The 21,359-nt window shown below is 48.2% G+C and carries 19 protein-coding genes; 12 read left to right on the plus strand and 7 right to left on the minus strand.

The genetic code is table 11. The features are described 5' to 3' along the window. Positions 1-38: 38 nt before the first annotated feature. The 6 genes from ACO0LF_RS04535 (at position 39) to ACO0LF_RS04560 (ending at position 6,834) form a co-directional block, all read left to right on the plus strand. On the plus strand, positions 39-1,691 hold the full coding sequence (locus ACO0LF_RS04535) for a 3-(methylthio)propionyl-CoA ligase (protein ID WP_423012306.1): 1,653 nt from the start codon (positions 39-41) through the stop codon (positions 1,689-1,691). A 107-nt stretch (positions 1,692-1,798) separates the two neighbouring features. Beyond that, the gene (locus tag ACO0LF_RS04540) at positions 1,799-3,034 is read left to right on the plus strand and encodes a branched-chain amino acid ABC transporter substrate-binding protein (RefSeq protein WP_423012308.1); all 1,236 of its coding nucleotides are present in this window, start codon (positions 1,799-1,801) and stop codon (positions 3,032-3,034) included. Between the two features lie 94 nt (positions 3,035-3,128). Next, positions 3,129-4,076, plus strand: coding sequence for a branched-chain amino acid ABC transporter permease (locus ACO0LF_RS04545; protein ID WP_423012310.1), 948 nt, complete (start codon positions 3,129-3,131; stop codon positions 4,074-4,076). 3 nt (positions 4,077-4,079) lie between these two features. Continuing rightward, on the plus strand, positions 4,080-5,366 hold the full coding sequence (locus ACO0LF_RS04550) for a branched-chain amino acid ABC transporter permease (RefSeq protein ID WP_423012312.1): 1,287 nt from the start codon (positions 4,080-4,082) through the stop codon (positions 5,364-5,366). Continuing rightward, on the plus strand, positions 5,363-6,127 hold the full coding sequence (locus tag ACO0LF_RS04555) for an ABC transporter ATP-binding protein (RefSeq protein ID WP_423001123.1): 765 nt from the start codon (positions 5,363-5,365) through the stop codon (positions 6,125-6,127). The genes ACO0LF_RS04550 and ACO0LF_RS04555 overlap by 4 nt, the downstream gene beginning before the upstream one ends. Then, positions 6,124-6,834, plus strand: a complete 711-nt coding sequence (locus tag ACO0LF_RS04560) for an ABC transporter ATP-binding protein (RefSeq protein WP_423012314.1) — start codon at positions 6,124-6,126, stop codon at positions 6,832-6,834. Before ACO0LF_RS04555 ends, ACO0LF_RS04560 begins: the two co-directional genes overlap by 4 nt. A 26-nt stretch (positions 6,835-6,860) precedes the next feature. Here the strand turns inward: ACO0LF_RS04560 and ACO0LF_RS04565 are convergent, their stop codons facing one another. After that, a complete protein-coding gene (locus ACO0LF_RS04565) occupies positions 6,861-8,321 on the minus strand; it encodes a diguanylate cyclase (RefSeq protein ID WP_423012316.1) in 1,461 nt (486 codons plus the stop codon). A 276-nt stretch (positions 8,322-8,597) separates the two neighbouring features. Between ACO0LF_RS04565 and ACO0LF_RS04570 the strand changes: the two genes are divergently transcribed. The 4 genes from ACO0LF_RS04570 (at position 8,598) to ACO0LF_RS04585 (ending at position 14,328) form a co-directional block, all read left to right on the plus strand. Next, on the plus strand, positions 8,598-10,676 hold the full coding sequence (locus ACO0LF_RS04570) for a 3-hydroxyacyl-CoA dehydrogenase NAD-binding domain-containing protein (protein WP_423012318.1): 2,079 nt from the start codon (positions 8,598-8,600) through the stop codon (positions 10,674-10,676). Between the two features lie 200 nt (positions 10,677-10,876). Continuing rightward, a complete protein-coding gene (locus ACO0LF_RS04575) occupies positions 10,877-11,911 on the plus strand; it encodes a hypothetical protein (protein WP_423012320.1) in 1,035 nt (344 codons plus the stop codon). Next, the gene (locus ACO0LF_RS04580) at positions 11,902-12,513 is read left to right on the plus strand and encodes an ABC transporter ATP-binding protein (RefSeq protein WP_423012322.1); all 612 of its coding nucleotides are present in this window, start codon (positions 11,902-11,904) and stop codon (positions 12,511-12,513) included. The genes ACO0LF_RS04575 and ACO0LF_RS04580 overlap by 10 nt, the downstream gene beginning before the upstream one ends. A gap of 213 nt (positions 12,514-12,726) precedes the next feature. Next, on the plus strand, positions 12,727-14,328 hold the full coding sequence (locus ACO0LF_RS04585; protein WP_423012324.1) for an ABC-F family ATPase: 1,602 nt from the start codon (positions 12,727-12,729) through the stop codon (positions 14,326-14,328). Positions 14,329-14,419: 91 nt separating this feature from the next. Here ACO0LF_RS04585 and ACO0LF_RS04590 read toward each other — a convergent pair whose 3' ends face one another. From ACO0LF_RS04590 to ACO0LF_RS04605, 4 genes are all read right to left on the minus strand, one after another. Further along, entirely contained in the window at positions 14,420-14,947 is a 528-nt protein-coding gene (locus ACO0LF_RS04590) for a hypothetical protein (RefSeq protein WP_423012326.1), read from the minus strand. 108 nt (positions 14,948-15,055) lie between these two features. Then, entirely contained in the window at positions 15,056-15,325 is a 270-nt protein-coding gene (locus ACO0LF_RS04595) for a hypothetical protein (RefSeq protein ID WP_423012328.1), read from the minus strand. 3 nt (positions 15,326-15,328) lie between these two features. Continuing rightward, positions 15,329-17,218: a ferrous iron transporter B gene (feoB, locus tag ACO0LF_RS04600; protein ID WP_423012330.1), complete on the minus strand. Its 1,890-nt coding sequence runs from the start codon at positions 17,216-17,218 to the stop codon at positions 15,329-15,331. After that, positions 17,218-17,517, minus strand: coding sequence for a FeoA family protein (locus ACO0LF_RS04605; RefSeq protein WP_423012332.1), 300 nt, complete (start codon positions 17,515-17,517; stop codon positions 17,218-17,220). The genes feoB and ACO0LF_RS04605 overlap by 1 nt, the downstream gene beginning before the upstream one ends. A gap of 255 nt (positions 17,518-17,772) precedes the next feature. On the opposite strand from ACO0LF_RS04605, the gene ACO0LF_RS04610 reads away from it, so the two are divergent. Next, complete coding sequence (locus ACO0LF_RS04610; RefSeq protein WP_423012334.1) at positions 17,773-18,750, plus strand: bifunctional helix-turn-helix transcriptional regulator/GNAT family N-acetyltransferase; 978 nt, start codon at positions 17,773-17,775, stop codon at positions 18,748-18,750. Here the strand turns inward: ACO0LF_RS04610 and ACO0LF_RS04615 are convergent. Together ACO0LF_RS04615 and ACO0LF_RS04620 are read right to left on the minus strand one after the other, a co-directional pair. Beyond that, positions 18,747-19,361, minus strand: coding sequence for a glutathione S-transferase family protein (locus ACO0LF_RS04615; protein ID WP_423012336.1), 615 nt, complete (start codon positions 19,359-19,361; stop codon positions 18,747-18,749). The genes ACO0LF_RS04610 and ACO0LF_RS04615 overlap by 4 nt on opposite strands. 22 nt (positions 19,362-19,383) lie before the next feature. Then, complete coding sequence (locus ACO0LF_RS04620) at positions 19,384-19,884, minus strand: DUF1579 domain-containing protein (protein WP_423012338.1); 501 nt, start codon at positions 19,882-19,884, stop codon at positions 19,384-19,386. Between the two features lie 99 nt (positions 19,885-19,983). On the opposite strand from ACO0LF_RS04620, the gene ACO0LF_RS04625 reads away from it, so the two are divergent. Then, complete coding sequence (locus tag ACO0LF_RS04625) at positions 19,984-20,940, plus strand: helix-turn-helix transcriptional regulator (RefSeq protein ID WP_423012340.1); 957 nt, start codon at positions 19,984-19,986, stop codon at positions 20,938-20,940. Positions 20,941-21,359 lie beyond the last annotated feature (419 nt).

Here is a 21,359-nt window from a genome sequence, read left to right on the forward strand (position 1 = left end):
CAAAGTAATCGATAACGCTGCAGATTTCAGGAGAACAAATGTCGTCTTATGCTATGAGTCCCGTAATGGGGCAAATGATGAGCAAGCCCATGCTTATTTCCAGCCTCATTGAACATGCTGATCGTTATTTTGGGAAGAATGAGATTGTTTCCCGCAGGGTGGAAGGGGATATACATCGTTATAACTATAGCGAATGTCATAAACGCTCAAAAAAATTGGCGAATGCTTTTGCCAAGCTGGGCGTCAAGCTCGGCGACCGTATCGCCACCCTGGCCTGGAATGGCTACAGGCATCTGGAAGCCTATTATGCAGTATCTGGTTCTGGCGCAGTCCTGCACACGATTAATCCCAGGTTGCATCCTGAGCAGATTGCCTATATCGCCAATCATGCAGAAGACCAGTATTTATTGTTCGATATGACTTTTTTGCCTATCGTGCAGGCGATGGTGCCGCATTGCCCGGGTATCAAGGGCTATATCATGATGTGCGACAGGGATAAATTGCCTGCTGATGGCAAAATCCCGAATCTGATGGCGTATGAAGATTTAATCGAAGCCAATGGTGATGATTTTATCTGGCCCGAATTTGATGAAAATTCCGCCTCCAGTCTTTGCTATACCTCGGGCACGACAGGTAACCCTAAAGGTGCCTTATATTCCCATCGTTCCACCATCTTGCATTCTTATGGCTCTTCTTTGCCCGATGGCTTGAATGTATCGGCGCGGGACTCTGTCTTGCCTGTGGTCCCCATGTTCCATGTGAATGCCTGGGGTCTGCCTTATTCCGCACCTTTGAATGGGGCTAAACTGGTTTTCCCTGGCCCGCATCTGGATGGTAAATCGCTCTACGAATTGTTTGAGCAAGAAAAGGTGACTTTTTCTGCTGGCGTACCTACCGTCTGGCTGGGCTTGCTGACTTATGTGGCCCAAAATAACTTGAAATTCTCGACCTTCAAACGTACTGTGATTGGAGGTTCAGCCTGCCCGCCTGCCATGATGAAAACCTTGCGCCATACCTATGGTGTGGAAGTGGTACATGCCTGGGGTATGACAGAAATGTCGCCTTTGGGCACCGCAGGTACCTTGATGGCCAAGCATACTGATCTGGCGGAAGAAGAGAAAGAAGCCATACTCCAGAAACAAGGCCATGTCTTGTATGGCGTGGACATGAAAATCGTCGATGATGCAGGTAAGGAATTGCCCTGGGATGGCAAAACTTATGGCAATTTACTGGTTAAAGGTCCGTGGATCATCCAGAGTTATTTTAAAAATGAAGGCGGTGATGTGTTGCAGGATGGCTGGTTTCCTACCGGAGACGTAGCAACCATAGACGCCGATGGCTATATGCAAATTACCGACCGCAGCAAGGATGTCGTCAAATCCGGCGGTGAGTGGATAGGTACGATAGATCTGGAGAATGTGGCGGTTTCACATCCGGCGATTTTGCAGGCCGCCTGTATAGGTGTGTTTCACCCGAAATGGGACGAGCGCCCCTTGTTGCTGGCGGTCAAAAAGCCAGGCGCCGAAGTCACCAAAGAGGAATTGCTGCAATTTTTTGAAGGCAAGGTTGCCAAATGGTGGTTACCCGATGATGTCGTCTTTATCGAAAGCCTGCCCTTGGGCGCGACAGGGAAAATTTTGAAAAATAAACTAAGGGAGCAATTCAAGGAATATAAACTACCAACTGCATAGGAAGTGCAGGGCATGGCCGATCATTGTGAGCTGGGATATGCCCTGGAAGTAGCGACAAAACGAAAAAAATCTAGATTCCAAACAAAGAGAATACCGGAGAGAGACAAATGAAATTTCCTTTACGTGCCAGCCTTGCTGCAGTCGCTTTATCCTTCGCCGTACCATCAGTGATGGCTGATACCATCAAGATCGCCTATATCGATCCACTTTCAGGTGCCTTTGCGCCAGTTGGGCAAAATATTCTGAATTCCTATCAATATATTGCTGACAAAGCGAATGCTGAAAAATGGGCGGGGGAACACAAGTTTGAAGTAGTTGGTTTTGATAATAAGGGCAGCCCGCAAGAATCGTTGAATGTCTTGAAGACTGTCATCGATAAAGGTTTTCGCTATATCACTCAAGGTAATGGATCTGGAGTAGGCCTGGCTTTGCTGGACGCAGTCAATAAGCACAATGAGCGTAATCCAGGAAAAGAAATCATTTACCTGAATCATGCAGCCGTTGATCCTGATATGACAAACAGCAAATGCAGTTTCTGGCATTTCCGTTTTGATTCCAATTCGGATATGAAAATGGAAGCCTTGACGACCTTCATGGCGGCAGACAAAAATATCCAGAAGGTTTATATCATAGGCCAGAATTATTCATTTGGTCATCAGGTGACACGTGCAGCCAAGGAATATCTGGCACGCAAGCGTCCTGATATACAAATCGTCGGTGACGACCTTCACCCTATTGGGCAGGTCAAGGACTTCTCTCCTTATGTCGCCAAGATCAAGGCTTCCGGTGCAGACACAGTCATTACAGGCAACTGGGGTGCCGATCTGGCCTTGCTGATCAAATCGGCGAAAGACGCTGATTTGAAAGCCAATTTCTACACTTATTATGCGTCGACTACGGGTGTGCCGACAGCCATGGGTGCAGCAGGTATAGACCGCGTCAAATATGTAGGTTATTGGAATGCTAACAATGAAACTTTCGCAGGTAAAGACATCATTGAAGGTTTCAAAGCCAAATACAAAGATGACTATTATTCCATGGCGACTTACTCTGTCCTGGCAGCTATGGGGCAGGCTGTCAAACAGGCTAAATCCATAGAACCTGCCAAGGTGGCCCTGGCGCTCGAGGGTTTGAACTTCAAGAGCCTGAATGGCGATGACAGTATGCGTAAAGTCGATCATCAAATTCAGCAGCCGCTGTATATCGCCACCTGGGTAAAGACCAATGGCAAGGATGTCAAATTTGATCAGGAAAATACCGGCATGGGTTGGAAAACCAATCAGAAGATAGATGCATTCGTCGCGTCGCAACCTTCTTCTTGCCAAATGAAACGACCAGGCTAAACACATGTAAAAAGAGAGTGGCTGTATGTACACTCTCTTTTTTTGTCTATAAATAGTACGATCGTTCAAGAATTTTCTGAAAAGGATCTTTGCTGTGGAATTCACACTGATCACTTTGCTGAACGGTGTCAGTTACGGATTGCTGTTGTTCATGCTTTCATCCGGATTGACATTGATTTTCAGCATGATGGGCGTACTCAACTTCGCCCACGCCAGTTTCTATATGCTGGGTGCGTATTTTGCCTATGCCATTAGTATTAAAATCGGCTTTTGGCCAGCCTTGTTTCTGGCACCACTAGTCGTTGGCTTGCTGGGGGCCATGGTAGAGCGTTATGGTTTGCGTTCGGTACATAAATACGGGCATATACCAGAGTTATTGTTCACCTTCGGGCTCTCATACGTGATTGTCGAATTGGTGCAATTGATCTGGGGCAGATCTACCGTGCCATATCCTATTCCAGCATCTCTGGATGGCCCGCTATTTACCTTATACACAACAACTTTTCCCATCTATCGTGGCTTCATGATGCTAGTTGCCCTATTGATGCTGGCCTCGATTTATCTCTTATTGACACGTACACGCATAGGTTTGGTGATTCAAGCTGCTCTCACTCACCCAAATACCGTCGAGGCGCTGGGGCACAATGTGCCTCGGGTTTTCATGCTGGTATTTGGTGGTGGTTGCGCACTGGCAGGCTTGGCAGGAGTAGTCGGGGGAAATGCCTTTGTGACTGAACCGGGGATGGCATCCACTCTTGGCAGCATTATTTTCGTGGTCGTGGTGGTTGGTGGCATGGGATCTTTGGCGGGGGCATTTGTGGCATCGCTATTGATAGGCGTATTGCAGACATTTGCTGTGGCGCTTGATTATTCATTCGTCACCATGTTTGCCAAACTGGGGATGGTGATTACAGCGAATGCACCAGCTTATGCCTTGTTGAGTCTGACGATAGCCCAGGCTGCGCCTATCTTGCCTTATCTCTTATTGGTACTCATCCTGATTTTCAGGCCCAGGGGTTTACTTGGCACACGCGAAGGATAAAAGATGAGCAAACCTTTAATATTCAAGCCTATCAATCTGGCGCGCTGGATTATCTGGAGCAGCTTTGTGATTTTGCTGGTTCTTGCGCCTTTGATCTTCAGCTCTGGCGGCTCATTGTCTCTGCTCTCACAAATGGGCACAGTCATGATCTTTGGCCTCTCCTTCAATATGTTGTTGGGGCAGGGGGGCATGCTGTCTTTTGGGCATGCCGTTTATTCCGGTCTGGGAGCATTTTTCGCCATCCATGCCATGAATATGGTGGCGGCTGGCAGCTTGCATTTTCCTATCACGCTGATCCCCTTGATAGGCGGTATCGCCGGTATGTGTTTCGGTGTCCTGTTTGGCTACGTCACGACCAAAAAATCGGGCACCACTTTTTCCATGATCACTTTGGGCATGGTGGAGCTGGTTTTTGCCTGTTCCTTGATGTTCCCCAGTTTTTTTGGTGGCGAGGGTGGTATCTCTACCAATCGCGTCATAGGCCAGCCTTTTCTGGGCATCACTTATGGGCCGCAAATCCAGGTGTATTACCTGATCGCCTTTTGGCTACTCATCAGCACCATAGGCATGTATGCATTCACGCAAACTCCTTTGGGCCGTATCGTCAATGCCGTCAGGGATAACCCCGAGCGTGTCGAGTTCATAGGCTACGATACGCAATGGGTACGCTATATGACGCTGATACTGTCTGCTTTTTTTGCAGGCATTGCCGGTGGTTTGTCAGCCATTAATTTTGAGATCGTGACGGCGGAAAATGTCAGCGCAGTGCGTTCCGGGGCAGTATTGCTGTTCACCTTTATTGGCGGTGTGGGCTTTTTCTTCGGGCCCATGATAGGAGCAATTTTTGGGGTATTTTTAACCGTGATGCTGTCTGATTTGACCAAGGCCTGGCAATTATATCTGGGGGTCTTTTTTATTCTGATCGTCATGTACGCTCCTGGCGGTGTTGCCAGCATACTTATGATGAATTTACGGGTGGCAAAATTCGGCCTGTTCAAGCGGGTATGGCCCAGCATGTGGAAACTGGTGCTGGCCGCTGCAGTGACCGCTGCCGCCGTCATACTGGCGATAGAAATGCTGTATCAACGCACGCTGGAGGCAACACAAAGTGCCGTCATAGAAATGTTTGGTATTTCCATAGACACTGCCAGCGGTGTTTGGTGGGCAATGACGATGCTTGTCATTGCTCTTGGTATTTTGGCCTGCACCAGGCTGAAAGGTGGTTTTTCTCAGCATTGGGGTGAAGTCAATACTGAAATTGAAGAGCAAATGCGGAGGGCGCAAGCATGACAGGCTTTTCGCTGGAATTAAAAGAAGTACGCAAATCTTTTGGCAGTGCAGAAATCATCCGGGGGGCAAGCCTGCAGGTGCCCAAGGGTGAGCGCTTCGCCATCATTGGCCCCAATGGTGCTGGCAAGTCCACCTTGTTCAATCTGATTTCTGGCCGCTTCCCTATCAGTTCAGGAGATATCCTGCTCAATGGCGACAGCATTACCAGTCTGAAACCATATGAAATCAATCGTCGCGGCCTGTCACGCAGTTTCCAGATCACGAATATATTCCATCGCCTGTCTGTGTATGAAAATCTGCGCTGTGCCGTATTGTGGTCGCTAGGGTATAAATATTCTTTCTGGCACAGACTGAATGGTTTGAAGGATGCGCATGAAAGAGCCGAGGCTGTGCTGGAGCAAATTGGCCTCAAGCGCAGACGCAACGTGACTGCCGGTTTGTTAACCTATGCAGAGCAAAGGGCACTGGAAATTGGCATCACGATTGCTGGCGGTGCTGATGTGATACTGCTGGATGAACCCACTGCTGGCATGAGTCGTTCTGAGTCAGATGCAGCGGTTGAATTGATACGCAAAGTCACGGTCGGTAAATCGCTGTTGATGGTCGAACATGATATGAGCGTGGTCTTTGGGCTGGCTGATAAAATCGCCGTAGTCGTCTATGGCGAGGTCATCGCTTGTGATACTCCAGCCAATATCCGTAATAATCAAAAAGTCAAAGACGCCTATCTGGGTGGTCATGCGCCGGTGGAGGTTGAATGAGTTTGCTCACGATTAAAAATCTGAATGCTTACTATGGCAAGAGTCATGTCTTGCATGGTGTGGATATGCAAGTTCATCCTGGTGAAATTGTCAGCTTGCTGGGCCGCAATGGTGTCGGTCGCTCCACAACGGTCAAGGCCACCATGGGGCAGGTTGATGCAACAGGTTCCATCCTGTTCAAGGGCGAAGAAATTATCGGTCTGAAAGCTTTTCAGATAGCCCATAAGGGATTGGGTTACGTGCCTGAAAACCGCGACATTTTCCCTAGTCTGACTGTAGAGCAAAATTTGATGCTGGGTGAAAAATCCGGTCGTTCCAAAATTAGCAAGCCACGCTGGAGCATGGAGGATATGTACCAGATGTTCCCACGCCTGCGTGAACGCAGAAATACCCAGGCTGGTGTGATGTCGGGCGGCGAGCAGCAAATGCTGACCTTATGCCGCACCTTGATGGGCGACCCTGACCTGATCATGATAGATGAACCGACAGAAGGTCTGGCACCAAAGATTGTGGAGCTGGTGGCAGAATATCTGAAAGAGCTAAAGAATCGTGGTATATCCGTCTTGCTGGTGGAGCAAAAACTCGCCATTGCCCTTGAAATCTCACAGCGCGTGTATGTCATGGGGCACGGCAGTATCGTTTTTGAAGGCACGCCAGCTGATCTGCGTGCCAATGAAAACATCCGTAAAGAATGGCTGGAAGTATAGTAAGAACGATATTTAAAAAATAATGATCAGGCCTGTTTATTTGCGGCCTGATCATTGTCATTTTTGACTTCATCAAAATTATCATGTTCAACCCGATTTCGTCCATTTTCCTTGGCACGATAGAGCGCCTTGTCGGCCACCAGTAATAAGGCCTCAATATCCTGTATGGCAAGGGTGACGAAAGTGCAGCCTATGCTCACGGTCACGGAAATTTGTTGTCCATCACCTATATCTACGGATTTACTGGCGAGACTAGTGCGTATGCGTTGGGCAATTCGGTCTGCTTCCTCATGAGCACAGCCAGGCAATATGGCGGCAAACTCTTCTCCACCTATACGACCCAGCATATCAACCTCACGCAAACTTGAGCTGGCGATATGTGCGAAAGCTACCAGTACCTGGTCACCGCCAGCATGCCCGTAGTTATCATTGACGCTCTTGAATTTGTCTATATCCAGCATCAATACTGCTACTGGTTTTTCTTGCTGCGCAAGCTCGCTTAACAGACTCAGGGCGCGATCATAAAAAGCGCGTCGGTTCAATAAGCCAGTGAGTGCATCATGTTCTGCAATATACTCAAGATGGCGTAAAAGTTCTTCACGAGCTGCCATGACACTGGCTACAGTCAATGGCGCCAGGGCGAGCATGCTGACTCCAGTACGTATGGACAGCAGCATGGACCGTGAATTCATGTTGACGATAGAGATAGGCAGATAGCCCAAAGACATGGAAATTAATACCCAGCCGCTATACAGCAAGGTCATTATGCTGGTCGTGAAGATCCCATAACTCAAGGCACACCAAAGTAGCGCTGGAATAGGGAAGGCCAGTGCACCCGGGCCACCTAGCATGATACCCAAGGCAAAAGATGCAAATAGCGCGCCAACTGGTAATAGTTTGTCGATTTTCAGGCGATAAACATCCCCTGAACGACGTCGATTGAGTCTGAATTTTGAAGTATTGGGCAAGCTCAGCATGACAGGCAGAATGGCAAGCAGATTCACCAATTCAGTCACTGACCAAAATGTCCAAGCCTTGAGATGACTGTCATTCGACAGGACAGGGTCAGCGATCGTGCTCACTATGCCAGCAGTAGCTGCACAAATAACGGCGATCAGAGCGAGATATAACACAGACAGCGGATGCTTCAAGCGGCGATGCCCTGGGTCTAGCCATGAAAACAGCATGCACCCCACGGTGACACAAGCCAGGTTGCCAGTGCTGAGTAATAAACTGCTTGACCAGCTTTCACCACTCAATACGCCAGATGCGATATACGCTGCTACGGCACCCAGCCACCCACAGGGCTTGCTCAGGAAGGGAAAGCGTACGAACATACCAAGCAAAAGAGCATTTGCTGGCCATAGGCCTGCCAGATGTCCCATGGATCTACTGAATATACCTAGCAGGCATGCCAAAAGTACGACGACGCAAGTGATGGCGGCGATCTTTATTTCATCTATCCACGCAGGTCTGGTATCGAGCATGAGTTCACAAGCTCCTGGTCGCTGCCAATCTCACATAAGGAAGGATTTCTCCTGATTTTGGCATATAGTGACAAAGATATTTAATTTATTGATATTTCACAAGCCAGAAGGCTTGCTTAACCAGATGTTTATACCAGCAAAAAGCAAAATAAAAACCTGAATAAAAATAATACGCTCGTACTATTTTGCGGTATAGTAAGCAAAAATAAGCTTATTCCCAATTTTTTAAGCACTGAACTGGTAAATCCAAGCAGTATTTCACCTATAGGAAGAGACATGAGCGCCGAATACCAAGTGAATGGCAATATTGCCGTAATTACTCTGAACAATCCGCCTGTCAATGGACTAGGCCATGCTACCCGTACAGCTGCGGTGAATGGCATGAAGCAGGCATTGAATGATGATGCTGTCAAAGCCATCGTCATTACAGGTGCTGGTAAGGCATTCTCGGGCGGTGCAGATATCAAGGAGTTCAATTCCCCCAAAGCATCTGCCGAGCCTAGCTTGCACACCCTTATCAATGTGGTTGAAGGATCGGATAAACCGGTCATCGCGGCTATTCATACTGTTTGCATGGGCGGTGGCCTCGAATTGGCGCTGGGTTGTAACTACCGCATAGCGTCCAAGGGCGCACAAATTGCCTTGCCTGAAGTTAAATTGGGCATCTTGCCTGGAGCTGGCGGTACGCAGCGCCTGCCGCGCGTACTGGGCCTGGAAATGGCTTTGAACATGATAGTCTCTGGTACGCCTGTGCCCTCTGAAAAACTGGCCAAGACAGCGATCTTCAATGAGGTTGTGGAAGGTGATGTACTGGAAGCGGCACTCGCATTTGCCGCCAAAGTGGCCGATGTGCGCCCATTACCAAGAGTACGTGATATCAAGATTGATTATCCGAATTACGAAGCTTACCTGCAATTTTCACGTAATACAGTGCGCGCCATGGCTGGCCCTTTCCCCGCACCTTTAAAATGCGTGGAAGCAGTGGCGGCTGCCATCACCAAGAAATTTGATGATGGCATCAAGTTTGAACGTGAATTATTTGTCGATCTGGTACAAACCACAGAGTCCAAAGCCTTGCGTCATGCCTTCTTTGGTGAGCGTGCTGCCAGCAAATTGCCGGATGTACCGGAAGATACACCAACTCGCCCCATCAAATCAGTTGCCGTTATCGGGGCTGGCACCATGGGTGGTGGTATTGCGATGAACTTTGCCAATGCTGGCATCCCTGTGCAAATTCTGGAAATGAAGCAAGAAGCACTGGACAAAGGTCTGGCGACTATCCGCAAGAATTATGAAAACACGCTTAAAAAAGGCAAGCTGACTCAAGAGAAATTTGACCAGCGTGTGGGCCTGATCACAGGTACTTTGTCGTATGAAGAAATTGCCCAGGCAGATATCGTCATTGAGGCTGTGTTTGAAGACATGGGTGTCAAGGAACAAGTTTTCAAAAAACTGGATGAAGTCATGAAGCAGGGCGCTATTCTGGCGTCGAATACCTCAACGCTGGACGTCGACAAGATTGCTGATTTCACCAAACGCCCTGAAGATGTCATCGGCACCCATTTCTTCAGCCCGGCCAATGTCATGAAATTGCTGGAAATCGTACGCGGCAAAAAAACTGCTAAAGACGTACTGGCGACGGTGTTGGGCCTGTCCAAGAAAATCAAGAAAACTGGCGTTGTATCCGGCGTTTGTGATGGTTTCATCGGCAACCGCATGATAGAACAATACAGCCGTCAGGCAGGTTTCTTGCTGGAAGAAGGCTGTACGCCTGAACAAGTGGATAAGGCCGTAGAAAAAATGGGCTTTGCCATGGGTCCATTCCGTATGGGCGACTTGGCTGGCAATGATATCGGCTGGTATATCCGCAAACGCCGTTACGTAGAAAAACCACAGATTACTTATTCCAAAACGGCAGATTTGCTGTGCGAGCTGGGGCGTTTCGGGCAAAAAACTGGTGCAGGCTGGTATGACTATAAACCGGGCGACCGCAAAGCTTATCCTTCAGGGATCGTGAATGTCATGATCATCCAGCATTCCGCTGACCTGGGTATTACGCGTCGCAAAATTTCTGATCAGGAAATTGTCGAACGACTGATTTACTCCCTAGTCAATGAAGCTGCCTACATTCTGGAGGAAGGCATCGCTACCCGTGCCTCTGATATCGATATGGTGTATCTGACCGGCTATGGCTTCCCATTGCATACTGGTGGGCCTATGTTCTACGCCGATACCGTGGGCTTGCCTAATGTGGTCATGGCCATGGAAAAATATGCCAAAGGCCGTCATGGCGATGCCTGGAAACCAGCTCCTTTGCTGGCAAAACTGGCAGCAGAAGGAAAAACTTTCAATTAAGTAAATTACTTGAAATTAAAAATGGCTTGTCTGGGGTAATCTTCAGATAAGCCATTTTCTATTGGTGAAGAAGCAATCTTGCCAATGCTTGACTTACCATTACTGCCAAGTGATATGACTCAATGACTGCTTATTCCCAATTTCATGTCAAACAAGCCCGGTACGGGTTATACCAGTTCGCGTCGAGTATGAAGAGCTCGATGGAAGTGATCTTGCTTGCTGCCGGGCAAGCGATGCTCATGGCAGTGGCATTGCTGTCCTGGCCTCTGTGGCTCAACGCAATATGGATGTCAGAACACTGGCCTTTGCAAAACGTGCTTGGGGTATTGCTTGCTTATTCGGCGATATTGACACTGCCGATCTTCTTATTACGTAAGCGTTTATTACCCAGGGATGTGTTGCTGTGGAGTCGTGCGCTACCTGTCAAGCCGAGCGCGCGCTGGTTGGCGCACGTTGCTGTGGTTCGACTCTTCATTTTTCCGCTTGGTATTGCCTATGCGCTTTCAACCCTTGCCTGCTGGTTTGAAATGCCTGCCATTCATCAGGTGGCGGTTACCGGTATAGCGATGATGCTCATAACGCTGGCACTGATACTGTTGTTTGGCACACTGGTGCTACATTTACGCCAACAAAGCCTGGAATGGAGGCTGATGCGTGCCACATTGCACAAACCTCTTGCGATATCGATGTTGTCCTACCAACAGCAAAGCCAGCGTCCAGGCCTGCTGCACCAATGGTATAAGCTGTTTTGGTTGCCGTTCTGGCGTCTGGAAAATGGGATAGGTATCAAGCAATGCATACTGTTCATCTCCGCCGCAGCAATGTTCTGGCTCTGGCTGCAACCAGGTTCGCCGTTTGTACGCTTTTTGTTTTGCATCAGCGCCAGCAGTCTGGCCTTGATCGTAACCGACCAGGGCAGCAAAGCGGTCCAGGAGCAAATGCAGCGTTTGCGCCCGCACCTGCGCGCACTACCATTTGCATTGTTGCCTCTCGAGATATTGAGCAAGTTCATGTGTATCATTCCTGCTAATGTGCTGCTGGCGCTGTTTGCCGTACTACTGTTTGGCAAGGGCGACAGTTTTCATGCCGGGGTGGCTCACTGGTATATTGGCGCGCAATTAATAGCGCAGGTGATCATTGTGAGCTTGAGCCATTTATCATCAGCAGTGCGCGCTCGCATCATTATCTTATTTATGGTAATTCTGACGGCAATCGGGAGTGAGTTGTGGAATTGAGTGTACGAAATTTGTGTTTTGCCTACCCGAACCGCAGTCTTTTTTGGGAGTATTCATTCACTGTGGGCGCGGGTATCACATGGCTGCGCGGCAGAAATGGCGCAGGGAAAACCACCTTATTAAAACTATTGGCCGGATCACTGCATGCCCCTAAAGGTGACATTTTTCTTGATGGCTGCAATCTCCGTCAGCAAGGCTTTGAGTGGCGCTTGCAATGTTTTTGGTGCAGTAGCGAAACTCCGGACTTCGCTTGGCTGACCGTACAGGAATTTCTTGATTTACACATGAGCCTGTATCCGGCAGCGCGTGCCGCAGACCTGAACATCAATTTGGCCGCATTTGGTTTGCTGCCTATGCTAAAGCAAACTATCGACACACTCTCGCTAGGCCAGCACAAGAAAATGTATTTATCCCTGGCACTAGCTTTACCCGTGAAGCTGCTTTTAATTGATGAGCCGTTCAATGCGCTTGATGTTGAAGCTGCATATTACCTGCGCGAGCAATTAAGCGATCCGGCACGGCAGGCTAGTCAATGCATTTTGATGACTAGCCATGTGGCACCCGATGTGCCTTTGGTTGGTGAGATGATTGTCGACGATTGAATAGTACACAACGCCAGCAAGAAGAGCGTCACAAATACCATCATGTATCCATTTTAAATTTCAATTTTTGCTGTTTATAAAAGATTAATTATTAAATATACAGTTGTAAGTCATTGATTTTCAGTGTGCTATACAGTGCTCAATAGTGGTTGGTGTATAATGGGAAGATTGTGCCTAACGCTTTGATTTAATTAAATAAAGATTTAAACTTACATGCTTTCTACCGCTAATATCACCATGCAGTTCGGCCCCAAGCCGCTGTTTGAAAATATCTCAGTCAAATTTGGCGAAGGTAACCGTTATGGCCTGATCGGTGCCAATGGCTGCGGCAAATCCACTTTTATGAAGATTCTTGGTGGTGACCTTGAGCAATCTTCAGGCACGGTCATGCTGGATCAGAATGAGCGTCTGGGTAAATTGCGCCAGGATCAGTTTGCTTTTGAAGACATGCGTGTGCTGGACGTGGTCATGATGGGCCATATAGAAATGTGGGCAGCCATGTCGGAACGGGACGCGATTTACGCCAATCCTGAAGCGACTGACGATGACTACATGAAAGCGGCAGACCTGGAAGCCAAGTTTGCTGAATATGATGGCTACACTGCTGAAGCGCGTGCCGGTGAATTATTGCTGGGCGTAGGCATACCAACTGATCAACACCAGGGCGTCATGAGTGCGGTTGCGCCAGGCTGGAAACTGCGTGTCTTGCTGGCACAGGCCCTGTTCTCCAATCCAGACATTCTGCTGCTTGATGAGCCGACGAATAACCTGGACATCAACACCATTCGCTGGCTGGAAGACATCCTGAACGAACGCAATTCCACCATGATCATCATTTCACATGATCGCCATTTCCTGAACCAGGTATGTACGCATATGGCAGATATGGATTACGGCACGCTGAAAGTATATCCGGGTAATTACGATGACTACATGCTGGCATCGTCACAGGCACGCGCACAGCAAATGGCAAACAATGCCAAGGCCAAGGAAAAGGTCGCCGAGCTGCAAGACTTTGTACGCCGCTTCTCTGCCAATAAATCCAAAGCGCGCCAGGCAACTTCACGCGCCAAGCAGATTGATAAAATCAAGATTGAAGATTTCAAACCATCCAGCCGTCAAAATCCTTTCGTGCGTTTCGATGGCGAAAAGAAATTGCATCGTTTGGCAGTGGAAGTGCAATCTCTGAGCAAAGCCTATGACAAGTCATTGTTCAAGAATGTTGATCTGATGGTAGAGGCAGGTGAAAGAATTGCGATTATCGGTGCCAATGGTATTGGTAAAACCACCTTGTTGCGTTGCATAGGTGGCGATGACATTGCTGGCATGCATGCGGATTATGGCATTGTCAAATGGGCAGAAAATGCCAATGTAGGCTATATGCCGCAAGATCCTACCGAAGAATTTGCATCCGATAAAAACCTGACTGACTGGATAGGTCAATGGACACAAGAGGGCGATGATGACCAGGCCGTGCGCTCCATTCTTGGTCGCCTGTTGTTCGGTGGTGATGATGTTAAAAAATCAGTCAAGGTGCTGTCTGGTGGTGAAAAAGGTCGCATGATGTATGGCAAGCTGATGCTGGGCCGCCATAATGTTTTGCTGATGGATGAGCCCACCAATCACATGGATATGGAATCTATCGAGTCGTTGAATATCGCGTTGGAAAAATATGCGGGCACCCTGATTTTCGTATCGCATGACCGTGAATTCGTGTCCTCTTTGGCGACACGTGTATTGGAAATCAAGGAAAACAAAATTATCGATTTCCAGGGCACTTATGAAGAATACCTGAGTAGTCAAGGTATCGAGTAAAAGAGGGTAGGGAATAAAGAAAAAGCCAGGTTGATACCTGGCTTTTTTATTCGTGCATGGAAATGAGGCTTTTAAGTAATTATTTAATTAATTAAGACTTGCCTAGCAATAAGTCCAGCCTGTCACTCAAGCTGCGTGCCATTTCCGGCCCCTTGGCTTTTTGAACTGCTTCTACATATACTTGCCTCAATGCCCGAAAATCTTCAATATTTGCAGCACGCTCCACTTTGAGTTGCAAGCCATAGCCGCGCAAACCTATGGCGCTCTTGATGGTTTCATTGTAAAAGCTGTAGAGTGCCTGAAAACGCTCAGCATCCGTCATCGATAATTCTGGGGATACTGATGATGGTTCATTCGCCTCAGCCTCCGCCGCAGTGGTCGAGGTGTCTGTTTGCAAGTCAGTTTGTACAGATGTTTCAACAATGAATTCTTGCTCTAGCAGTTCTTGCAGATTTTCTTGCGTTAAACCCAATGCTGATACTTTTTTCATGATCTCGGCAGCGGTTTGCTTGCCATCTATCATGACCAATAAAGTGCGCAATCTGGGCGCCAGTTGATATTTCCTGGTGGTGATTTCTTCCCGGCCTTTTTCTGTCTTGTCGTAGATACTTGCAGTCATGTCCAGCTACAGCCTTTGTTTGTCTCAATATGTCAGAAATTGTTTCTGCTTTTTTGAGGATACATCAATTCAAGCATGCTGCCAATGAAAGGCGGCGATAAGCATCGCTTATCTTTGAGGTGATGTTTTACGAATCAGCTTGATGGGTTTTACGTCAAGCGAGTTTGTACAACTATCATCGGATGGGCTCGAGCAATTGCTGCAACCTGAGCCACATCCTGTGGTTTGCTTGACCAGTTTGCTGAATAAGGGCTCCATGGCAGGGAAGCGGCTCATGCTATACATCCTGATCTTTTCTTTAGTCCCGACTGGCATCCATTTCAGTAAAAGATAAGCAAAAGCCAGGACGAGCAATAGCGTAGCGATCAGGTTTTGCATGGCTTATTTCCCCAGGAAAAAAGCAGAAATGTGGTAAGTCAGGAAAGAGGCAACATAAGCTAGCGCAAACAAATAAGCTGCCATCAATACCGGATAGCGCAGGGTGTTGGTCTCGCGTTTGACTACACTTAAGGTGGCTACGCATTGTGGGGCAAATACATACCATGCCAGCAGCGAGAGGGCTGTCGGTATACTCCACGAGTGGGCAATCAAGGGTTCCAGCGAACGACTCAGTTCTTCACCGGATTGTGAGAGCGCATACACCGTACCCAAGGCTGCTACTGCCACTTCGCGTGCAGCCAGCCCAGGCACCAGGGCAATACAGATTTGCCAGTTGAAGCCAATAGGGGCAAATACAACTTCGAGCATGCGGCCCAGATATCCGGCTATGCTGTAATAGATCGCCGGCTGAGTAGCATTTTCCGGAGCACCAGGGAAACTGCTGAGAAACCAAAGCAAAATCATGAGGGCCAGGATAATTGTACCTACACGGGTAACGAAAATCTTGATTCTTTCCCACAAGCCCAATAGCAGGTTGCGGATATTGGGCAAACGATAATCAGGCAGCTCCAGCATCAAGGCCTGCTGGTGAATTTGGCTACCCCATTTCGTCTTGAAGAAATAGGCGACCAGCATGGCAGACACGATACCCGCCAGATAGAGCAGGAACAAGACCAGTCCCTGCAGGTTCAATACGCCCAGCACTGTCTTCTCCGGGATAAAAGCGGCGATGATCAACGCATACACCGGCAGACGTGCTGAACAAGTCATCAGAGGCGCAATCATGATCGTTACCAGACGATCACGGGGGTTTTGTATGGTCCGGGTCGCCATGATGCCCGGAATGGCGCATGCAAAGCTTGATAGCAAAGGGATAAAGGCGCGACCTGACAAACCGACTTTGCCCATGACCCTGTCGAGCAAGAAAGCGGCGCGCGGCAGATAACCTGAATCTTCCATCACCAGAATGAAAAAGAAGAGGATCACAATCTGCGGCAAAAATACCAGTACACTACCGGCCCCGCCTATGATGCCTTTCACCAGCAAGCCTTGCAATATGCCTGGCGCCAGAGCAGCTTCTACGGCAGTGCCTGCACTGTCCATGGAAGACTTGATCAAGTCCATGGGCACCTGTGCCCAGGCAAATACCGCCTGGAATACCAGGAACATCAGGGTGGCAAAAATAATCGGGCCGATAAAGGGATGCAAAATCCAGCTATCCAGGCGAAAACTCAGATTGGCAGCGCGCTCGCTGGCAGCGTCAACACTTTGTGTAACGCAGGCAGCCAGTACAGCATTGGCTTGCTGTTGCAAACTTTCAGGGCTTTGTGCAGACAGTGCATGTGGCGTCGTATTGCCATTGGGTTGCAGTGTTTGTGCCAGTGACTCAAGCTCACTCAGCAAGGCATCGACGCCTGCAGGATCGACAGCAACAGTTTCGACCACGGGAATATTCAGCGTACTGCTCAGAGCAGCAATGTCGATATGGATATGGCGTTTTTTAGCAATATCCATCATGTTGATGGCGAGTATGAGGGGCTGTCCAAGCGCAAGTAATTCAAATACCACGCGCAAGCCACGCTTTAAATTAGTGGCATCGACGACACAGACGACGGCATCAGGCATAGCCTCATCTGTACGCTGGCCAGTGACAACATCCTGCGTGATTTTTTCGTCAGGGGTGATGGCGTGCAGGCTATATGTGCCTGGTAAGTCCAGCACTTGCCAGTGACGCCCTGCAGCAGAACGGAATTTACCTTCTTTTCGTTCTATCGTGACACCAGCATAATTCGCCACTTTTTGCCGTGCACCTGTCAATCGATTGAAAAGTGCAGTTTTTCCGCAATTAGGGTTACCGACAAGAGCAATGCGCGGAGAAAACAATTCGTTCACTATGTTCCTACTTTTTCTGTATGGGTAACGCCGATTAAAGCAGCTTCAAAATTTCGCAAGGCAAAGGTGGATTGACCAATCCTGACAGCCAGGGGCTCTCCACCAAAATAACCTTTATGCAGTACCTTGACTGATTCGCCTTTGACAAAACCCAGTTCTTTCAGGCGACGGGTAATATTGAACAGGCTCTCGTTTTTTGCATCACCCTGATCTTCAACATCAACAACCACGCCAGAGTCACCCACGCGCATTTGATTCAATGTCGTGGCAATTGCTTGCTTTGTTGGCAGGCTGCTCATGGCGTCGTTCCTTTGGTCTATATGTAACTCTAAATGATAATGAGAATATATATCAATACCAACTTTGTTTCAATCGCTAAGGGCATTTTTGGCGGTTTGGATTGGCTTACTTCAAGATAAAAGCGCTTATTTTTCTTTATGTGACAATCTTCTGTTTTTGATAGTGGGAAACCGGCGGCGAAGGGTGGAAATAAGGCTTGTAAAAAACGAGAGTAAGCCATATAGTTGTATGATGCAACTATATGGCAGGCGACCATGAATACTACTAATCCTCAATTATCCATTCCAGCTATTCGTGATGCCTCACGTAGATTAGTGCGTGAACTGGGTTTCATGAAACCGACCTTGGCTGGTACTCATCTCCCGGCTTCTGCTGTCCATGCCTTAATCGAAATTGGGGAAAATGGTATTAGTAGTGCGGCTGAACTCTGCGATGTGCTGTGCCTGGAAAAATCCAGTGTCAGCCGCATGCTGCGTAAGTTGATAGACAATGGGGAGTTAATCGAAACCTGCGCCGAAAGAGATGGTCGTGAAAAACAGCTTACTCTGAGCGCCAAAGGTCACCAAACCCTTGCGGCTATCAACCAGTTCGCATATGCGCAAGTCAGTAATGCGCTGATCAATATGCCAGCATCGGCGCAAAGTAAGGTTCAACATGGGCTGAGTATTTATGGTGAGGCATTGGCGGCTAGTCGCAAAAAGGTGCACCCAACTGTATTTCCCGTGGAGCATGGGGTGAATATAGTGCGTGGTTACCGGCCAGGAGTTTTGGGCCGCGCTGTGGAAATGCACGCCCGTTACTATGCAGGTTTTGCAGGATTTGGGCATTTCTTTGAGGCTAAAGTGGCTAGCGGCATGGCTGAGTTTGCCGGACGCATGGATAAATCATGCAATCAACTATGGTTTGCCATGCGCGAGGCTCAAGTCGTCGCTGTTATCGCAATCGATGGCGAGGACTTGGGTAGCAATATTGCGCATTTACGCTGGTTTATCGTCGATGATGAGGTGCGTGGTAGTGGTATAGGCAGACGCTTGCTCTCTGAAGCAATTTCTTTTTGCGAGCAACAGCAATTCAGCAAAATACAATTGTGGACCTTCAGAGGTCTGGATACGGCACGACGCCTGTATGAAGCCGCCGGATTTGTGTTGCGTGAAGAACGGCCTGGCCGACAATGGGGGGAAGAGGTCATGGAGCAACGCTTTTCCCGCCCTGTACTTGGTGGTCAGCTTTAACTGCTGGTTGCTAGCAATGCGATATCTGGATGAACCCAGCCGGGCAATGCACGAATCGATGACAGCCAGCGCTGAATATTCGGGAATGCTGCTTCATCGATTCCTGCCTGCGAAAGCCAAAACAAATAAGCTGAACAACTGAGGTCGGCAATGGTAACTCCTGATGGCAGCAAAAATTCGCTTTCGGCAAATACACCATCCAGTGTCAATAAATCAGCCATTGCTCGATCACGCAAATAAACTAAGACTTCTGGTGCTTGAGGTGCCCAGCGCAAAGCATAGCGCAAGTTGGGTATGCTAAAGCCTATGCGATTGCTTTCCCAGTTTAGCCATTCGAGTATGGATTGCCACTCAGCGGCATCGTGTCCACAATACAGTCGGGTTTTTTGTGCCAGATAGATCAGTATTGCATTCGATTGACACATGGCCTGTTCGCCATGCACAAGCACGGGCACTTCACCAAATTTGCTGACGGAGACAAAATTGGCTGGCCGCGCAGACCTGGCCAGCGCAAGGTCTACCCCATAATAATCATGGGGTATGCCCGTGAGTAAGAGAAATGAGCGTGGCTTGAATGAATGCCCAGAATCTATGCTGCCAAATAATTTCATGTGATATGTTCCCATCGAATGATCAGGTGGAATGGAGAGCAGATCTGTGAAAATCCATAACCCAGTTAGTTTCCCAATGGATGCCGCCATCGGTGGAAAATGCCTGCTCCCAGCGCGGTTGACCTATTGCTGGCATGCTCCATAAAAAGCGTACACGTATTGTTTGCCCGGCAAAGCTGTCGTCTGCATAAAACTCACCAATACCGTTGCTGAATTGTCCCTGCATAGGCACATCCAGATGGGATGGGTAGCGGCCATCCAGCCACCATATAGACCAGGTTTTTTTGTCTGCATCAAATGCACGTAGAGTCGCTGCCCGATAGGCTCCATCCGGCATTTCCAGCAAATTGTCATCGACGTTAGCTGCTCCACCGAGTAACTTGCTGACACTGGTATTGCCCTTAAATTCCTGCCATTCATGGCAGCCTGCAAGCCTCTCTTTGAGACGACGATGTGTCACGATCCAATCGCCGATAAAAAAGTCAAAATCCTTAACACTGCTGGTGTTTGTTATTGTGCTCATGTTTTCTCCTTGTGGAACCTGCTTCAACTGAAGCGAGAGCTGCCAGCATAAAGAATATATAGGGCATAATTTATCCTATTAAATAAATAAACTTGCGCTATGTCTAAAGCCTATCATCCAACCACCCGTGTGCTGGCTCTACTGGAGTTGTTACAAAATCATCGGCAGCTTAGTGGGGCTGAGTTGGCACAGATGCTGGAAATTGATCGCCGCAGCCTGCGTCGATATATCCTTACCCTTGAGGAAATGGGCATACCCATCATGGCAGTGCGAGGTCGCCACGGCGGCTATGCCATCATGCCGGGTTTTAAATTGCCGCCCATGATGTTTAATGAGGAGGAGGGCTTCGCCATATCCCTTGCCTTGTCTGTTGCGCGCAAAATGAAGTTACTTGATGTGCCAACTGCAATAGACAGCGCTCAGGCAAAACTGCAAAGAATTTTGCCTGAGCAGCTCAGACTAAGACTGGCCGCCACGAATGCGTCGATAGAGCTGAACCTGAAACCTGCCATGATGCCAGCTGACAAGGAGATACTGACCATGCTCAGTGATGCCATTGCGCAAAAGCGCAGCGTGCATCTGTATTACCAGGGAGGAGATGGCAACAAGAGTGAGCGCGTAGTCAATGGTTATGGTGTCGCATATCATGCCGCTTACTGGTATGTCGTGGGCTATTGCCATTTGCGGCGTGACATACGCAGTTTTCGGCTTGACCGCATTCTCAAGTTTGAACTATTGGCCCAGTATTTTGACTTGCCGATGGGCTTTAATATTCTTGACCACTTGCGCAGTGCTGTAGCAAGCATCCCGCGCGCCTATAGCGTTGAGGTTATGCTGGCCACAGATATGCAGACGGCACGTCATTATCTGTCAGATGCTATTGCCGTTCTGGAGCAAACACCTGAGGGTGTATTACTTTATAACCAATCCGATGATCTAGCTTGGTTCGCACGGCAACTGGCTTCCTTGCCTTTTGATTTTGTTATTCGCAAGCCTGCGCAATTGCAATTGGAGTTAAAGGGATTGGCTCAAGCTTTGTTAGATAGACTAAATTAATTCAGTGCCAAGGTTAAGGTAGTGCTTATTTCCATCATGAGAAATAAGTAATAAAAACTACACTCTATTTAATTTCTTCTTTAAATGAAGAAATTACTCTTTTAAAGACTTGTTTGTTGGAAAAAATTATGTCAAGATGAATTGGTAAATACTAAAAAAGCGTCAACATCAACAAAGATATGATTATTCAAGCCATGCATCAATCGTCAGTTAAACCAAGCTTGGGCCTCGCGGCGCGAGCTGGACTGCTATTGAGCAACTGGCTGGAAACAAATGAAGCTAATGGTAGTGCAATACCAGGTGCTGTGCCGTTGGCAAGGTCTAAACCAGTTACTGGTTTTTATGTGCAGGGCAGCGGTTGGGAGCTGGCATTTCACAGGTCTATCATGATGGATATTCGGGGGAGTAATCCTTGAATT

This window comes from Undibacterium sp. Di27W (assembly GCF_049340345.1).
Taxonomy (GTDB): Bacteria; Pseudomonadota; Gammaproteobacteria; order Burkholderiales; family Burkholderiaceae_D; genus Undibacterium.

What these genes read in the sequence shown, in the direction of transcription:
- ACO0LF_RS04565 (WP_423012316.1), bottom strand. Translation starts at nt 8,321, where the DNA reads ATGCTCGATACCAGACCTGCGTGGATAGATGAAATAAAGATCGCCGCC.
- ACO0LF_RS04605 (WP_423012332.1), bottom strand. Translation starts at nt 17,517, where the DNA reads ATGAGCAGCCTGCCAACAAAGCAAGCAATTGCCACGACATTGAATCAA.
- ACO0LF_RS04555 (WP_423001123.1), top strand. Translation starts at nt 5,363, where the DNA reads ATGACAGGCTTTTCGCTGGAATTAAAAGAAGTACGCAAATCTTTTGGC.
- ACO0LF_RS04585 (WP_423012324.1), top strand. Translation starts at nt 12,727, where the DNA reads ATGCTTTCTACCGCTAATATCACCATGCAGTTCGGCCCCAAGCCGCTG.
- ACO0LF_RS04540 (WP_423012308.1), top strand. Translation starts at nt 1,799, where the DNA reads ATGAAATTTCCTTTACGTGCCAGCCTTGCTGCAGTCGCTTTATCCTTC.
- ACO0LF_RS04535 (WP_423012306.1), top strand. Translation starts at nt 39, where the DNA reads ATGTCGTCTTATGCTATGAGTCCCGTAATGGGGCAAATGATGAGCAAG.
- ACO0LF_RS04595 (WP_423012328.1), bottom strand. Translation starts at nt 15,325, where the DNA reads ATGCAAAACCTGATCGCTACGCTATTGCTCGTCCTGGCTTTTGCTTAT.
- ACO0LF_RS04615 (WP_423012336.1), bottom strand. Translation starts at nt 19,361, where the DNA reads ATGAAATTATTTGGCAGCATAGATTCTGGGCATTCATTCAAGCCACGC.
- ACO0LF_RS04625 (WP_423012340.1), top strand. Translation starts at nt 19,984, where the DNA reads ATGTCTAAAGCCTATCATCCAACCACCCGTGTGCTGGCTCTACTGGAG.
- ACO0LF_RS04620 (WP_423012338.1), bottom strand. Translation starts at nt 19,884, where the DNA reads ATGAGCACAATAACAAACACCAGCAGTGTTAAGGATTTTGACTTTTTT.
- ACO0LF_RS04610 (WP_423012334.1), top strand. Translation starts at nt 17,773, where the DNA reads ATGAATACTACTAATCCTCAATTATCCATTCCAGCTATTCGTGATGCC.
- ACO0LF_RS04550 (WP_423012312.1), top strand. Translation starts at nt 4,080, where the DNA reads ATGAGCAAACCTTTAATATTCAAGCCTATCAATCTGGCGCGCTGGATT.
- ACO0LF_RS04560 (WP_423012314.1), top strand. Translation starts at nt 6,124, where the DNA reads ATGAGTTTGCTCACGATTAAAAATCTGAATGCTTACTATGGCAAGAGT.
- ACO0LF_RS04590 (WP_423012326.1), bottom strand. Translation starts at nt 14,947, where the DNA reads ATGACTGCAAGTATCTACGACAAGACAGAAAAAGGCCGGGAAGAAATC.
- ACO0LF_RS04575 (WP_423012320.1), top strand. Translation starts at nt 10,877, where the DNA reads ATGGAAGTGATCTTGCTTGCTGCCGGGCAAGCGATGCTCATGGCAGTG.
- ACO0LF_RS04570 (WP_423012318.1), top strand. Translation starts at nt 8,598, where the DNA reads ATGAGCGCCGAATACCAAGTGAATGGCAATATTGCCGTAATTACTCTG.